The organism is Pseudoalteromonas sp. S558 (genome assembly GCF_005886635.1).
Classification (GTDB): domain Bacteria; phylum Pseudomonadota; class Gammaproteobacteria; order Enterobacterales; family Alteromonadaceae; genus Pseudoalteromonas; species Pseudoalteromonas aliena.
This window is the reverse complement of the sequence record NZ_PNDU01000002.1, coordinates 1-15899: the sequence shown is the minus strand read 5'-3', so window position 1 is coordinate 15899 and position 15899 is coordinate 1. Positions and strand designations below refer to the sequence as shown.

Genomic DNA, 15899 nt, shown 5'->3' with positions numbered 1-15899 from the left:
TTCAAACTTTTCTTTTGCCATCTTAAAAAATTCCTAATAAAGAAATTAAAGCCTGACTCACTATTGAGCCAGACAAGCTAAAATTATATAACAGCGCGAGCTGAAATTATTGTATCTGCAACGTTTTTAGAGGCTTCAGCGTACTTCACAAACTCCATAGAGTATGAGGCACGGCCCTGTGTTGCAGATCGTAAAGCAGTCGCATAACCAAACATTTCAGAAAGAGGAACCTGCGCATTAATTTGCTTAAGTCCACCTAATGCATCTTCCATGCCTTCGATTATGCCGCGACGACGGTTTAGGTCGCCAACTACATCACCCATATTTGAATCAGGCGTAAGTACTTCAACCTTCATTACTGGTTCTAAAAGTACAGGTTTCGCTTGTAGCGCCCCGTCTCTCATTGCCAGTGAACCCGCTATTTTAAATGCCATTTCATTCGAGTCTACATCATGGAATGAACCATCATATAGAGTCGCTTTAACGCCAAGTAATGGGTAGCCTGCCAGTACACCTTGAGACATTTGCTCTTGGATACCTTTGTCTACCGCAGGGACGAACTCTTTAGGAACAGACCCACCAACGGTTTCGTTAACGAACTCGTAAATTGGTGACTCATCATCCGTAATATCCATCGGTTCAAGTTTAATCCAAACGTGCCCATATTGGCCACGACCACCTGACTGACGTATAAACTTCCCTTCAACTTTAACAGTTGAACGAATAGCTTCTCGGTATGAGACCTGCGGCTTACCAACGTTACATTCAACACTGAATTCACGTTTCATACGGTCGACGATGATATCTAGGTGAAGTTCACCCATGCCAGAGATTATAACCTGCCCTGATTCTTCATCAGTTTGTACGCGAAAAGAAGGGTCTTCAGCTGCTAGTTTACCTAGCGCGATACCCATCTTGTCTTGGTCAGCTATAGTGCGAGGCTCAACCGCAATAGAGATTACTGGTTCTGGGAATTCCATACGCTCAAGCGTAATAATAGAATTCGGATCACACAGTGTTTCACCTGTTGTTACGTCTTTAAGACCAATAGCTGCCGCGATGTCGCCTGCGAAAACTTCTTTGATCTCTTCACGAGAGTTTGAATGCATCTGTACGATACGGCCAAGTCGCTCACGCTTACTTTTTACTGGATTATATACCGTGTCACCCTGTTTAACAGTACCAGAGTAAACACGGAAAAAGGTCAAGGTGCCAACAAACGGGTCTGTTGCAATCTTAAAAGCGAGTGCAGCAAACGGCGCTTTATCATTAGCCGGACGTTCTTCCTCAGTACCATTTTCTAAGATACCTTGGATTTGTTTCACTTGTTCTGGCGACGGCATATACTCAACAACGCCATCAAGCACAGCTTGAACGCCTTTGTTTTTAAATGCGCTACCACAAGTAACTGGAACAATCTCATTAGCTAATGTGCGTTGACGCAAAGCATTTTTAATTTCTGCTTCGCTTAACTCTTCACCTTCTAAGTATTTATCCATCAGTTCTTCTGAGGCTTCAGCAGCGCTTTCAACTAAATGAGAGCGCCATTCTTCAGCCAATTCCAGAAGTTCTGCCGGTATTGCCTCATAAGAGAAAGTCATACCCTGGTCCGCTTCGTTCCAGTTAATCATTTTCATTTTTATAAGGTCAATAACACCTTTAAAGTCGTCCTCAGCGCCTACAGGCAACTGAATTGGAACAGGCGTTGCTCCAAGACGAGATTTCACCTGGCTAACCACTGCTAAGAAGTCAGCGCCCGTGCGATCCATTTTGTTTACGAAGATCATTCTCGGAACTTCGTATTTGTTCGCTTGACGCCAAACTGTCTCAGTTTGCGGCTGTACACCAGATGAAGCACAAAGAACAACTACCGCACCATCTAGTACGCGTAAAGAACGCTCTACTTCGATAGTGAAATCTACGTGTCCTGGAGTATCAATAATATTGATACGATGGGCGTCAAATTGAGCGTCCATCCCTTTCCAAAAACACGTTGTTGCAGCAGAAGTGATTGTGATACCACGCTCTTGTTCCTGCTCCATCCAATCCATAGTTGCAGCGCCATCATGTACTTCACCGATCTTATGAGAAAGACCCGTGTAGAACAGAACACGTTCTGTTGTGGTGGTTTTGCCTGCATCTACGTGAGCAACAATACCTATATTACGATAGCGCTCAAGTGGAGTTGTACGTGCCATATGATCCTCTTAAAGGTTAAAGACAGATTACCAACGGTAATGAGCGAATGCTTTATTCGCTTCAGCCATACGGTGAACGTCTTCACGTTTCTTAACCGCAGTGCCTTTGTTGTCAGCAGCGTCAACGATTTCTTGAGCTAAACGTAAGCCCATAGATTTTTCGCCACGCTTACGTGCAGCGTCTACTAACCAACGCATACCTAATGCGTTACGACGAACTGGACGTACTTCAACTGGTACTTGATAAGTTGAACCACCAACACGGCGAGATTTAACCTCTACCTGTGGGCGGATGTTATCAAGTGCAGTTTCAAAGATTTCTAGGTGCGACTTGCCTGATTTCTCAGCAGCCACGTCTAGCGCACCATAAACAATTTTTTCAGCAGTAGATTTCTTGCCGTCTAACATCACGATGTTAACGAATTTAGCAAGAAGTTCCGATCCGAACTTAGGATCTGGAAGAATTTTACGTTGACCGATTACGCGTCTTCTAGGCATTTTGTATCTCCGGTTTATTCAGGGTTGCTCTTTCGAGTCAATCACCCAAAACAATAATTATAAATATTTAGTGCTTGGCCTTACTAACGGAAAACATTAGCCTTTAGGGCGTTTAGTACCGTATTTAGAACGAGCTTGACGACGGTCGCTAACGCCTGCACAGTCAAGTGCACCACGAACAGTGTGAAAACGCACACCTGGTAAATCTTTAACACGACCACCACGGATTAGGATTACACTATGCTCTTGAAGGTTATGACCTTCACCACCAATGTATGAAGTTACTTCGAAACCGTTAGTTAAACGTACACGAGCTACTTTACGTAACGCCGAGTTTGGTTTCTTAGGTGTAGTTGTATATACGCGAGTACATACACCGCGCTTTTGCGGACACGCTTTAAGTGCAGCTGAGTTACTTTTCGTAACCTTACTACGGCGTGGCTTACGCACTAGCTGGTTAATAGTTGCCATTTAAATAGCTCCTGAAATTAAAATTACTACTGAAAAAAGAAAAAATCCGCCCTTTATTTACAAGCCTGCATTGAGCACACAAGTAAATGGGTGGCGGAATTTTAATGAGCAAAGTTTAACCTGTCAACCTAAACTGATAGTAAGACAGTATATAACTGCCTTACTATTTCTTAATCTATTGATTAAAAACAGTTTATTGATTTCCAGACAAATCAGCATTTAGAGCATCTGTAAGTGCTTGAGTTGCCTCTTCTGCACTTACTGTTTGCTCTTCTACGACTACTTTGCTTTGTTTACGGCGAGCCATACGTTCTTGATGATACGCAAAACCGGTACCGGCTGGGATCAATCGACCCACAATTACGTTTTCTTTCAGACCGCGAAGCTCATCGCTCTTACCATTCACTGCCGCATCTGTAAGAACACGTGTTGTCTCTTGGAAAGACGCTGCAGAGATGAAAGATTCTGTTGCTAGTGATGCTTTTGTGATACCCATTAACTGGATTTCATACTTCGCTGGGATCTTACCTTGTTTTTCAAGGTCACGGTTTGCGATATTTACGCGCGCCACTTCGATTTGTTCACCAGCTAGGAAGTCAGTATCACCACCGTGTATAATGGTACATTTGCGTAACATTTGACGGATAATTGTTTCAATGTGCTTGTCATTGATCTTAACGCCTTGCAAACGGTAAACCTCTTGCACTTCGTTAACGATGTAGTTAGCAACATGAGTCACACCACGTAAGCGTAAGATGTCATGCGGTGATTCAGGACCATCGGCGATAACTTCACCTTTAGACACTTGCTCACCTTCAAACACGTTAAGTTGACGCCACTTATGGATCATCTCTTCGTAATGATCACCTTCTGGTGGAGTAATAACTAAACGCTTCTTACCTTTAGTCTCTTTACCGAAGCTAATTGTACCAGTAACCTCAGCTAAAATAGCTGGATCTTTTGGCTTACGCGCTTCAAATAAGTCGGCTACGCGTGGTAGACCACCCGTGATATCACGAGTTTTCGAACCTTCTTGCGGGATACGTGCTAACACGTCACCTGGGTTTGCTGTAACGCCATCAATTACTTCAATCGTTGTGAATGAAGGAAGACGTGTTTCTTGCAAGCCGCGCTCTTCACTTTCGATGATAAGCTTAGGTTCTTTTGTATTAACTTTAGCAAGGTCTTTAACAACTACACGGGTTAAACCAGTTAGTTCATCAGTCTGTGCTTCAGTATTTGAGTCATCAATATCGCTGAACGATACTTTTGATTTATGCTCAAGAACGATTGGGTGACTATGCGGGTCCCAAGTAGCAACGATGTCGTTACCTTGAACTTCTGCATTATCTTTAACTGTTAATACCGCACCGTAAGGTACTTTATAACGCTCTTTCTCACGACCATGACTATCGATGATAGTAATTTCCGTTGAACGCGAAGTAATAACAATCTTATCGTCTGTATTTAATACATATTTAGAGTTATGCAGTTTTAACGTACCGTTAGTTTTAACTTGTACATTATTTTCTGCAGACGCTCTAGATGCCGCACCACCGATGTGGAAAGTACGCATCGTAAGCTGTGTACCTGGCTCACCGATTGATTGTGCCGCGATAACACCTACTGATTCACCTGCGTTGATGATATGACCACGTGCTAAGTCACGACCGTAACAGTTAGCACAAACACCAAAGTCATTATCACAAGTGATAACAGAACGTACGCGAACTTCATCTACTGAGTGCTCTTCTAAAAGGTCACACAGTTTTTCGTCAAGCATGATATTACGTTCAACAAGTACAGTGTTTGTACCTGGAATTACAATATCTTCAGCAACAACACGACCTAGTACACGCTCACGAAGTGCTTCTACAACATCACCACCTTCAATAAGCGGTTTCATTGTTAAGCCATCTTCTGTGCCACAGTCATCTTCGTTGATTACCAAATCTTGTGCAACGTCTACTAGACGACGCGTTAGGTAACCCGAGTTCGCTGTTTTAAGTGCTGTATCGGCAAGACCTTTACGCGCACCATGCGTTGAGATGAAGTACTGAAGTACGTTTAGACCTTCACGGAAGTTAGCGGTGATTGGCGTCTCGATGATTGAACCATCTGGACGTGCCATTAGACCACGCATACCTGCTAGCTGACGGATCTGAGCGGCACTACCACGAGCACCTGAGTCGGCCATCATAAACACTGAGTTAAATGACGGTTGCTCTACTTCTTCACCTTGTGCGTTGATAACCGTATCTTTCGACAAGTTGGCCATCATTTCACGTGATAAGTTTTCATTTACACGTGACCAGATATCGATAACTTTGTTGTACTTTTCACCAGCCGTTACAAGACCTGATTGGAATTGTTGGTTGATTTCAGTCACTTCAGCTTCTGCTGATTCAATGATTTGTGCTTTAACCGGTGGGATAACTAAGTCATCAATACCGATTGAAACACCTGACTTCATTGCATAATGGAAACCGGTGTACATAACTTGGTCAGCAAAGATAACAGTATCTTTAAGACCTAGACGACGGTAACACTCATTTAACAAGCCAGAAATCTGCTTTTTACCTAGTGGTTGATTGATTGACGCAAACGGCATACCAGTTGGTAAAATTAGAGACAAAATTGCACGGCCAACAGTTGTATCGATAACAGTAATAGTATCTTCTACTACACCATCTTCGTTTTTAACTGATTGGCTAATACGTACTTTCACGATTGCGTGAAGGTCTGCATTACCACTACGGTATGCTTTTTCTGCTTCTTTTGGATCTTTAAATATCGCGCCTTCGCCTTTAGCGTTAATGCGGTCACGAGTCATGTAATAAAGACCCAATACAACATCCTGTGAAGGAACGATGATTGGCTCACCATTCGCAGGAGATAGAATGTTGTTTGTTGACATCATCAATGCACGAGCTTCAAGCTGCGCTTCGATTGTTAACGGTACGTGTACCGCCATTTGGTCACCATCGAAATCGGCGTTGTAAGCCGCACATACTAATGGGTGCAAATGAATCGCTTTACCTTCGATAAGCACAGGCTCAAACGCTTGGATACCCAAACGGTGAAGTGTTGGTGCACGGTTAAGTAATACTGGATGTTCACGAATTACTTCGTCAAGTACATCCCATACTTCCGGAACTTCACGTTCAACCATCTTCTTAGCTGCTTTGATTGTCGTAGCCATGCCGCGACGCTCTAGTTTGCCATAGATGAATGGTTTGAATAGCTCAAGTGCCATCTTCTTAGGAAGACCACATTGGTGAAGCTTAAGTGTAGGACCTACTGTAATTACAGAACGGCCTGAATAATCTACACGCTTACCAAGTAAGTTCTGACGGAAACGACCTTGTTTACCCTTGATCATATCAGCAAGAGATTTAAGAGGACGCTTGTTAGAACCTGTAATTGCACGACCACGACGACCGTTATCAAGTAGCGCATCTACCGCTTCTTGCAACATACGTTTTTCGTTACGTACAATAATGTCTGGTGCTGCTAAATCTAGTAGACGCTTAAGACGGTTATTACGGTTAATAACACGACGGTAAAGGTCATTTAGATCAGATGTCGCAAAACGACCACCGTCTAGTGGTACTAACGGACGTAGATCAGGTGGCAATACTGGAAGTACTGTCATGATCATCCACTCAGGGTTATTACCTGATTGGTGGAACGATTCCATTAACTTAAGACGTTTAGTGATTTTTTTACGCTTAGTTTCAGAGTTAATTGTTGGTAACTCTTCACGCATCTCAGCAATTAATTGAGCAAGATCGAGTTCACGAAGCAAGTCTAAAACTGCTTCAGCACCCATCTTCGCTTCAAACTCATCACCGTGCTCTTCTAGTGCATCTAGGTATTCTTCTTCACCTAATAGTTGACCACGCTCAAGCGTTGTCATACCAGGCTCAGTCACTACGAATGATTCGAAGTAAAGAACACGTTCAATATCACGAAGCGTCATATCTAGCATTAAGCCGATACGTGACGGTAATGATTTTAAAAACCATATATGTGCAACTGGGCTCGCAAGGTCAATATGACCCATACGATCGCGTCGCACTTTAGTGAGTGTTACTTCAACGCCACACTTTTCACAGATCACACCACGGTGTTTAAGGCGTTTATATTTACCACATAAACACTCATAATCTTTCACTGGGCCGAAAATACGGGCACAGAATAAGCCATCGCGCTCAGGCTTGAAAGTACGGTAGTTAATAGTCTCAGGTTTCTTTACTTCACCGTATGACCATGAACGAACCATGTCTGGTGAAGCAAGACCAATGCGAATTGCATCGAATTCTTCGGTCTTATTTTGTTGCTTCAGAAACTTAAGTAAGTCTTTCACCTTAGCTCTCCTGTCGGAGTTAATCTTGAGGACGGGTAATCTCGTCCCTACATTCTATTCAGCCGCAACAGATGCTGCAGCGTTAACTGCAGCATCTAATTGGCTTAATTTTCTTCCAACTCGATGTTGATACCCAGTGAGCGGATTTCTTTCAACAATACGTTGAACGATTCTGGCATACCTGGTTCCATTTTATGGTTACCATCAACGATGTTTTTATACATCTTAGTACGACCGTTCACGTCATCCGATTTCACTGTTAGCATTTCTTGTAGAGTGTAAGCAGCACCGTAAGCTTCAAGTGCCCATACTTCCATCTCACCAAAACGCTGGCCACCGAACTGTGCTTTACCACCCAGCGGCTGCTGAGTAACAAGGCTGTAAGAACCAGTAGAACGTGCATGCATCTTATCATCAACTAAGTGATTCAGTTTCAGCATGTACATGTAACCTACAGTTACTTGACGTTCAAACTGATCGCCAGTTCGGCCATCATAAAGTGTAACCTGACCACTTCTTGGGTATCCACCAAGCTCTAGCATGTCTTTGATTTCGCTTTCTTTCGCGCCATCAAATGCAGGAGTAGCTATTGGTAAACCACCTTTTAAGTTTTCAGCTAGACGACGAATTTCGTCATCCGTGAAGCTAGCAATGTCTACAACTTGACGAGATTCACCAATTTCGTAGGCTTGCTTGATGAAATCACGTAGCTCATGAAGCTCACGTTGTTCTTTCATCATTTCTTCAATACGTTCACCGATACCACGTGCAGCTAGACCCATATGTGTTTCAAGGATCTGACCGATGTTCATACGCGATGGTACACCTAGTGGATTCAATACGATATCTACCGTACGACCTTTATCATCGTATGGCATATCTTCTACTGGTACGATAGTCGAGATAACACCTTTGTTACCATGACGACCCGCCATTTTATCACCTGGTTGGATACGACGTTTAACAGCGAGGTATACTTTAACAATCTTAAGTACGCCTGGCGCTAAGTCATCACCTTGGGTAATTTTACGACGTTTGTTTTCAAACTTTTTATCGTATTCAGCTTTAAGCTCATCGTACTGTGCAGCTAGTTGCTCAAGTTCAGCTTGCTTGTCTTCTTGTGCAAGGCTTTGAGTAAGTAGTTTTTCAGCATTCAGTGACGTTAGTTTGTCTTCATCGAAGCCTGCATCAACAAGTAACTTGCGAGCACGTCCTAAAACGCCAGCTTCTAAAATACGGAACTCTTCGTTGAAGTCTTTCTTCGCTTCGCGAAGCTGCATGTCTTCAACTTCTAACGCACGTTTGTCTTTTTCAACACCATCACGGGTGAAGACTTGTACGTCAATTACAGTACCAGTTACAGAATTTGGTACACGTAAAGAGCTGTCTTTAACGTCAGACGCTTTTTCGCCGAAGATAGCTCGTAGAAGCTTCTCTTCAGGTGTAAGCTGTGTTTCGCCTTTAGGAGTCACTTTACCTACTAGAATATCGCCGCCTTTAACTTCAGCACCAATATATACAACACCTGATTCATCAAGCTTGCCTAGTGCAGATTCACCAACGTTCGGGATGTCTGCAGTGATCTCTTCAGGACCTAATTTAGTATCACGGGCAACACACTGTAGTTCTTGAATATGGATTGTCGTTAGACGATCTTCTTCAACTACGCGCTCTGATAGTAAGATTGAATCTTCGAAGTTATAACCGTTCCATGGCATGAATGCCACGCGAAGGTTTTGACCAAGGGCTAAATCACCTAAGTCAGTCGAAGGACCATCTGCTAACACGTCACCACGAGTAACCGGTTCGCCAACCATGCAAGTTGGTTTTTGGTTAATACATGTATTTTGGTTAGAGCGTGTGTATTTGGTTAAGTTGTAGATGTCGATTCCCGCTTCACCAGGGATGCGCTCTTCTTCATGTACATTAACAACTATGCGACTTGCGTCAGCATACATTACTTCACCACCACGTTTTGCAACAATAGTAACACCAGAATCTTTCGCTAGTGTTAACTCAATACCAGTACCTACTAACGGTTTATCCGCTTTCAATGTTGGTACTGCTTGACGTTGCATGTTTGAACCCATCAATGCACGGTTAGCATCATCGTGTTCTAGGAACGGGATAAGTGCTGCCGCTACAGAGATCACCTGTTGTGGTGATACATCCATATACTGCTGGTCCATGCGACCCATAAAGGTAGATTCACCTTTGTGACGACATGGAATAAGTTCATCAACAAACTCATTGGTTTCAGTTAAGTTTGAATTCGCCTGTGCGATAACAAACTGACCTTCTTCAATGGCTGATAAATAATCAACTTCATCAGTTACAACACCGTCTACCACTTTGCGGTAAGGTGTTTCTAAGAAACCGTAGTCATTGGTACGTGCGTACGTAGACAATGAGTTAATTAGACCGATGTTTGGACCCTCAGGAGTCTCGATTGGACATACGCGACCATAGTGAGTTACGTGAACGTCACGTACTTCAAAGCCTGCGCGTTCACGAGTCAGACCGCCCGGACCTAATGCAGAGATACGACGTTTATGCGTAACTTCTGATAGCGGGTTATTTTGGTCCATAAACTGTGATAACTGAGACGAGCCGAAGAACTCTTTAACCGCTGCCGAAATAGGCTTAGCGTTAATAAGATCTTGTGGCATGATCGCGTCAAGGTCACCTAAGCTTAAACGCTCACGTACAGCACGTTCAACACGTACTAGACCAACACGGAATTGGTTCTCAGCCATTTCGCCAACACTACGTATACGACGGTTGCCTAAGTGATCGATATCATCAACATCGCCTTGACCGTTACGAATAGCAATTAATACTTTCATAACAGACACGATGTCTTCTTTGCTCAATGTGCCAGGGCCTGTGTCTGTATCGTAACCAACACGGCTATTGAACTTCATACGACCTACAGTAGATAAGTCATAACGTTCTTCAGAGAAGAACAAGTTCTGGAATAAGGCTTCAGCCGCGTCTTTCGTCGGTGGCTCGCCTGGGCGCATCATGCGATAAATTTCTACTAATGCTTCTAAACGGCTGCTTGAAGAGTCAATGTTCAATGTATTTGACATGTAAGCACCGCTGTCCACTTCATTGATATATAACGTATCAATTTTAGTGTAACCAGCTTTAACTAGCTCAGCCATTAGCTCAAGAGTTAATTCATCATTCGCGCTAGCAATAACTTCACCCGTTGACTCGTCAACGTAGTTTTTAGCTATAATACGGCCAATAATATACTCATGAGGTACTTCTAGGCGGTTAATGCCTTTCTTCTCGATGCTCTTGATGTGGCGAGCCGTAACACGACGACCGCTTTCAACAAATACTTCACCGTCTTCGCTCTTGATATCAAAAGCGGCAGTTTCACCACGTAAACGTGAAGGCACAAGTTCCATAAGAACTTTACCGTTCGCTACTTCAAACGTCGTGTTGTCGAAGAAGATTTCTAGGATTTCTTCACTAGAGTACTCAAGTGCACGTAGGATGATAGACGCCGGTAATTTACGACGACGGTCAATACGTACATATAAGTTATCTTTTGCATCAAATTCGAAGTCTAACCATGAACCACGGTAAGGAATAACGCGTGCGTTATAAAGTACTTTACCTGATGAATGAGTTTTACCGCGGTCGTTATCAAAGAATACACCAGGGCTACGGTGTAGCTGAGAAACGATAACACGCTCTGTACCATTGATTACAAAGGTACCGGTATCGGTCATGAGCGGAATTTCGCCCATGTAAACTTCTTGCTCTTTAATGTCTTTAACTGTGCCTGGCGCTTCTTTATCCATAACAACAAGGCGCAGTTTCACGCGAAGTGGAGCAGAATAAGTCACACCGCGAATTTGACATTCTTTTACATCGAAAACTGGCTCACCAATACGATAACTTACGTATTGAAGCTCAGAATTTCCCGAGTAGCTTTTAATAGGGAACACAGAACGGAAGGCAGCTTCCAAACCATGATCGCCATCAGCGTCCGGCACTAAGAATTTTTTAAACGATTCTAACTGTGTAGACAGTAAAAAAGGTATATCCAAAACTTGTGGACGTTTACCAAAATCCTTACGGATACGTTTCTTTTCAGAATAAGAGTAAGCCATGGGGTTCCTCAGCTTGCTGTTCTTTGACCCGACCTGTTCTTGTAAGAACAGACTTAACTGGCAGCTATGCCAAGATTTTACAACATTTAATTGTTGTTCTAACTTAGTCTTCACTTTAACACTAGCAAACTATAAAGCGTTGAAAGTAAAGAAAAAATCAGATTTTATTTGCGCTAAAAGAGTAGTTCACTCCATAGCGCAAAAAGGCCGGTGATTAAATAATCACCAGCCCTTGCCTGATTTCTCAGGCAGCGAACTTAGCAAAAGCTAAATTACTTAACCTCAACTTCAGCACCAGCTTCAGTAAGATCTTTAGCAAGAGCTTCAGCTTCTTCTTTAGATACACCTTCTTTAACAGGTGTAGGAGCAGCTTCAACAAGAGCTTTCGCTTCTTTAAGGCCAAGGCCAGTTGCGCTACGAACAGCTTTGATTGCCGCAACTTTATTAGCGCCAGCGCCAGTAAGGATTACGTCAAATTCTGTTTTCTCTTCAGCAGCTTCAGCAGCTGGACCAGCTACCATTGCAGCTGCAGCAGTTACGCCGAATTTTTCTTCCATTGCTTCGATAAGAGCAACAACGTCCATTACTGACATTTCAGCAATTGCGTCAAGGATTTGGTCTTTAGATACAGACATTACAAATTTCCTAATAATTAACGGACATTAAGTCCAAATAAATTTTACACCGAAAGTGATTAAACAGCTTAAAATTAAGCAGCTTGCTCTTCTTTCTGTAGACGTACTGCTTCAATTGTTTTACACAATTTGCCAGCAGACGCTTCTTTCATAGCACTCATTAAGCGTGCAACAGCTTCATCGTATGTAGGTAATGTAGCAAGCATTGCTGCATCAACAACATTTCCTTCAAAAGCGGCCGTTTTAAGCTCGAATTTCTCATTCTTTTTCGCGAAATCTGAAAAGATACGCGCAGCAGCACCTGGATGCTCTGATGAGAAAGCGATTAAGCTTGGACCAACAAATGAATCAGAAAGACACTCAAAATCTGTTCCTTCAAGAGCACGTTTTGCTAAAGTGTTACGGACAACTTTCATCCAAACACCGTTTGCACGAGCTTCTTTACGAAGGGCAGTGATTGCGCCAACTGTTACACCACGAGAATCTGCAACAACTGCAGATAGAGCACCATTGGCTGCTTCGTTGACTTCAGCAACTATTGCTTTTTTGCCTTGAAGATTTAAAGCCATGGGTGTTACTCCTGGTTTAATGGGGATACCGATTATCGGACTCCCCTGTTCTACTCTTCCCTATCAAACAAGATAGAGATGCTTTTTACGGCGAGAGCCAGAAGGATTAGGAAAAATCTATCTGGGGTCTACACCGTCTACGTAGGTGAATATTAAGGCCGAAGCCACCTACGGTCTTGGACGGAAGCCCAATTTATCGTTAAACCTAAGGCTTAACGAAATTATGGACTTCAACCCGAATTCTTTACTTTGCCGACTAATAAATTAATCAACAAAATGGCGCGAAATTATAGTACAAATTTCACGCCATGTAAACACTAAATTAAGCTACAGTTGTGCTTAAAGTGCTTTGGTCAACAGAAACACCTGCGCCCATTGTTGTAGAGATAGTTACTTTTTTCAAGTAAACACCTTTAGCTTGAGAAGGCTTAGCCTTCTTAAGTGCAACAATTAGTGACTCAAGGTTTTGTTGAAGTTGCTCAGCTGTGAAATCAACCTTACCAATAGTAGTATGGATGATACCATTCTTGTCATTACGGTAACGTACTTGACCAGCTTTAGCATTTTTAACTGCTTCTGCAACGTTAGGCGTTACAGTACCAGTTTTAGGGTTTGGCATTAGACCACGTGGGCCTAAGATTTGACCTAGTTGACCAACAACACGCATAGCGTCTGGTGATGCAACAACAACGTCAAAGTTCATCTCGCCTTTTTTAACTAGCTCAGCAAGATCTTCCATGCCTACTAATTCAGCACCAGCTTCTTTCGCAGCTTCTGCGTTAGCGCCTTGTGTGAATACAGCAACACGAACGTCACGACCAGTACCGTTAGGTAGTACAGTTGCACCACGAACGTTTTGATCAGATTTACGAGCATCGATACCAAGGTTAACGGCAACGTCAACACTTTCTACGAATTTAGCTGTCGCTAACTCTTTTAAAAGAGCAACTGCTTCATTGATTTCGTAATCTTTTGTTACTTCCACTTTTTCGCGAATAGTACGCATACGTTTAGTTAATTTAGCCATTTCTTAGTCCTCTACGTTCAAGCCCATCGCACGCGCAGAACCTGCGATAGTGCGAACCGCAGCGTCCATATCAGCCGCTGTAAGGTCAGCTCGTTTTGTCTCAACGATCTCTTCAAGTTGAGCACGAGTTACTGTGCCTACTTTATCAGTGTTAGGACGGCCTGAGCCTGATTTGATACCAGCTGCTTTCTTAAGTAAGTAAGCTGCAGGTGGTGTTTTCATATCGAACGTAAAAGAACGGTCGCCGTAAACAGAGATCACTACAGGAACTGGAGCGCCTTTTTCAATAGATTCTGTACGTGCGTTAAACGCTTTACAGAATTCCATGATGTTCACACCGTGTTGACCTAGTGCTGGACCAACTGGAGGACTAGGATTAGCCATACCAGCGGCAACTTGTAGCTTGATTAGAGCTTCAACTTTTTTAGCCATTATAAATACCTCATTAGGTGGGTCTTAGCCTTGTGCGCGCGAGGACGCGTACTCTAGCGGCTTCCCAGTTTAAAAATTGGTTTCGTACTTTTTGTATAGTAAAAATTAATTTTACCTTAATACAAAAAGGCCGCTGATTATAAGATAATCAGCGGCCTTTTTCAAGCTCCGTGCCAAAATTTACAAAAATAGTGACGAAGCTTTTTTAATCAATTACTTATCTTGTTCAACTTGGCCAAATTCAAGTTCAACTGGCGTAGAACGACCAAAAATAAGTACAGACACTTTTACGCGGCTTTTTTCGTAGTCAACTTCTTCAACTACACCACTGAAGTCTGCAAATGGTCCATCTGTAACGCGTACAACTTCACCTGGTTCAAATAATGTTGCAGGCTTAGGTGCTTCAGCATTTTCTTGTAAACGATTAAGAATGCGTTCTGCTTCTTTAGGACTGATTGGCGCAGGACGATCAGACGTTCCACCAATGAAGCCCATTACGCGTTCAGTGCTGTTCACTAAGTGCCAGCTTGCGTCGTTCATATCCATTTGTACTAATACATAACCTGGGAAGAATTTACGCTCAGACTTACGCTTTTGACCAGCACGCATCTCAACAACTTCTTCAGTTGGTACTAATATCTCACCAAAGCTCGCTTCAAGACCTTCAATTTTGATATGTTCGATTAAGGTTTGTGCTACACGCTTTTCGTAACCAGAAAAAGCCTGTACTACGTACCAACGTAATTTAATTTCTTTGTTCTCGTTCTCATCCGACATGGGATCAGATCTCCAATCCAGTTAAAAAGCCAACAGCACGGAATAAAATACCATCTAATCCCCAAAGGATAAGTGCCATAATCACTGTTGCAACCATTACAATTAATGTCGTGTGGGTAGTTTCTTGGCGAGTTGGCCAAATAACTTTGCGTACTTCAATTCGAGCTTCTTTAGCGAAAGCAAGAAAGTTACGTCCCTTAAATGTTTGTGAGGCAATTGCTAATCCAGCCGCTATTGCAACAACAACGCCGATAGCACGTAGTAATACAGACTGATCTGCATACATATGATTACCAACAACTGCGCCTGCAAGTAGCGCGATTGCTACTAACCACTTTACTGACTCCATCGCACTTGATGGTGTTTCTACATTCGTGCTCATAATATTATTACCTTAACTACAGACACAACAACTCTACACCTAGGTAGGGTTAATCCATTAAAATCTAAACTTAAAAACAGACTTAATTTAAACCGGTTTTTAATCTCAGACTACTCAACACACAAGTAAATCTGGCAGGGGCGGAGAGACTCGAACTCCCAACCATCGGTTTTGGAGACCGCTGTTCTACCAATTGGAACTACGCCCCTGCAAAGTGGATGCCTATTATACTTACGCAGTCCATTAACACAAGCCTAAAAGATACCCGCAGTGCAAAATCTCAACATTACATTTAAAAATCAATCTTAACATTGATTAAAAAGCAGTTTATGATTGTTCAAATACTCAGTTTTTACTTAGCCCAGCAGGTTACAAACCTCGCGCCGAGATTAAATCGCCCCTAGATTGAAC

At 42.8% G+C, this 15899-nt stretch carries 11 protein-coding genes and 1 tRNA gene; all 12 read right to left on the bottom strand.

Annotated elements, in window-relative coordinates; all coding sequences use genetic code 11:
• Positions 1-83: 83 nt before the first annotated feature.
• The gene (gene fusA / locus CWB66_RS00090) at positions 84-2198 is read right to left on the bottom strand and encodes an elongation factor G (RefSeq protein ID WP_077536749.1); all 2115 of its coding nucleotides are present in this window, start codon (positions 2196-2198) and stop codon (positions 84-86) included.
• A gap of 27 nt (positions 2199-2225) precedes the next feature.
• Positions 2226-2696 (bottom strand): 30S ribosomal protein S7, encoded by a 471-nt coding sequence (rpsG, locus tag CWB66_RS00085; protein WP_010392135.1) that lies wholly within the window; start codon positions 2694-2696, stop codon positions 2226-2228.
• A gap of 96 nt (positions 2697-2792) precedes the next feature.
• Positions 2793-3167 carry a 30S ribosomal protein S12 gene (rpsL, locus tag CWB66_RS00080; protein ID WP_008165517.1) on the bottom strand — a complete coding sequence of 125 codons (375 nt, stop codon included), beginning with the start codon at positions 3165-3167 and terminating at the stop codon, positions 2793-2795.
• Between the two features lie 193 nt (positions 3168-3360).
• Positions 3361-7536, bottom strand: coding sequence for a DNA-directed RNA polymerase subunit beta' (gene rpoC / locus CWB66_RS00075; protein WP_077536748.1), 4176 nt, complete (start codon positions 7534-7536; stop codon positions 3361-3363).
• A 104-nt stretch (positions 7537-7640) separates the two neighbouring features.
• Positions 7641-11666, bottom strand: coding sequence for a DNA-directed RNA polymerase subunit beta (rpoB, locus tag CWB66_RS00070; RefSeq protein WP_077536747.1), 4026 nt, complete (start codon positions 11664-11666; stop codon positions 7641-7643).
• A 272-nt stretch (positions 11667-11938) separates the two neighbouring features.
• A complete protein-coding gene (gene rplL, locus CWB66_RS00065) occupies positions 11939-12301 on the bottom strand; it encodes a 50S ribosomal protein L7/L12 (protein WP_077536746.1) in 363 nt (120 codons plus the stop codon).
• Between the two features lie 74 nt (positions 12302-12375).
• Positions 12376-12870 carry a 50S ribosomal protein L10 gene (rplJ, locus tag CWB66_RS00060; RefSeq protein ID WP_024610769.1) on the bottom strand — a complete coding sequence of 165 codons (495 nt, stop codon included), beginning with the start codon at positions 12868-12870 and terminating at the stop codon, positions 12376-12378.
• 322 nt (positions 12871-13192) lie between these two features.
• The gene (rplA, locus tag CWB66_RS00055; RefSeq protein ID WP_077536745.1) at positions 13193-13897 is read right to left on the bottom strand and encodes a 50S ribosomal protein L1; all 705 of its coding nucleotides are present in this window, start codon (positions 13895-13897) and stop codon (positions 13193-13195) included.
• A gap of 3 nt (positions 13898-13900) precedes the next feature.
• Positions 13901-14329, bottom strand: a complete 429-nt coding sequence (gene rplK / locus CWB66_RS00050) for a 50S ribosomal protein L11 (protein ID WP_024610771.1) — start codon at positions 14327-14329, stop codon at positions 13901-13903.
• 213 nt (positions 14330-14542) lie between these two features.
• Positions 14543-15106, bottom strand: a complete 564-nt coding sequence (gene nusG / locus CWB66_RS00045; RefSeq protein ID WP_007378450.1) for a transcription termination/antitermination protein NusG — start codon at positions 15104-15106, stop codon at positions 14543-14545.
• 4 nt (positions 15107-15110) lie between these two features.
• Positions 15111-15488, bottom strand: coding sequence for a preprotein translocase subunit SecE (gene secE, locus CWB66_RS00040; protein WP_002958877.1), 378 nt, complete (start codon positions 15486-15488; stop codon positions 15111-15113).
• Between the two features lie 132 nt (positions 15489-15620).
• A tRNA-Trp gene (locus tag CWB66_RS00035) sits at positions 15621-15697 on the bottom strand.
• Positions 15698-15899: the final 202 nt, after the last annotated feature.

Bases quoted from the DNA above. Each gene is read 5' to 3' on its own strand.
- fusA (WP_077536749.1), bottom strand. From the start codon at position 2,198: ATGGCACGTACAACTCCACTTGAGCGCTATCGTAATATAGGTATTGTT.
- rpsG (WP_010392135.1), bottom strand. From the start codon at position 2,696: ATGCCTAGAAGACGCGTAATCGGTCAACGTAAAATTCTTCCAGATCCT.
- rpsL (WP_008165517.1), bottom strand. From the start codon at position 3,167: ATGGCAACTATTAACCAGCTAGTGCGTAAGCCACGCCGTAGTAAGGTT.
- rpoB (WP_077536747.1), bottom strand. From the start codon at position 11,666: ATGGCTTACTCTTATTCTGAAAAGAAACGTATCCGTAAGGATTTTGGT.
- rplL (WP_077536746.1), bottom strand. From the start codon at position 12,301: ATGTCTGTATCTAAAGACCAAATCCTTGACGCAATTGCTGAAATGTCA.
- rplJ (WP_024610769.1), bottom strand. From the start codon at position 12,870: ATGGCTTTAAATCTTCAAGGCAAAAAAGCAATAGTTGCTGAAGTCAAC.
- rplA (WP_077536745.1), bottom strand. From the start codon at position 13,897: ATGGCTAAATTAACTAAACGTATGCGTACTATTCGCGAAAAAGTGGAA.
- rplK (WP_024610771.1), bottom strand. From the start codon at position 14,329: ATGGCTAAAAAAGTTGAAGCTCTAATCAAGCTACAAGTTGCCGCTGGT.
- nusG (WP_007378450.1), bottom strand. From the start codon at position 15,106: ATGTCGGATGAGAACGAGAACAAAGAAATTAAATTACGTTGGTACGTA.
- secE (WP_002958877.1), bottom strand. From the start codon at position 15,488: ATGAGCACGAATGTAGAAACACCATCAAGTGCGATGGAGTCAGTAAAG.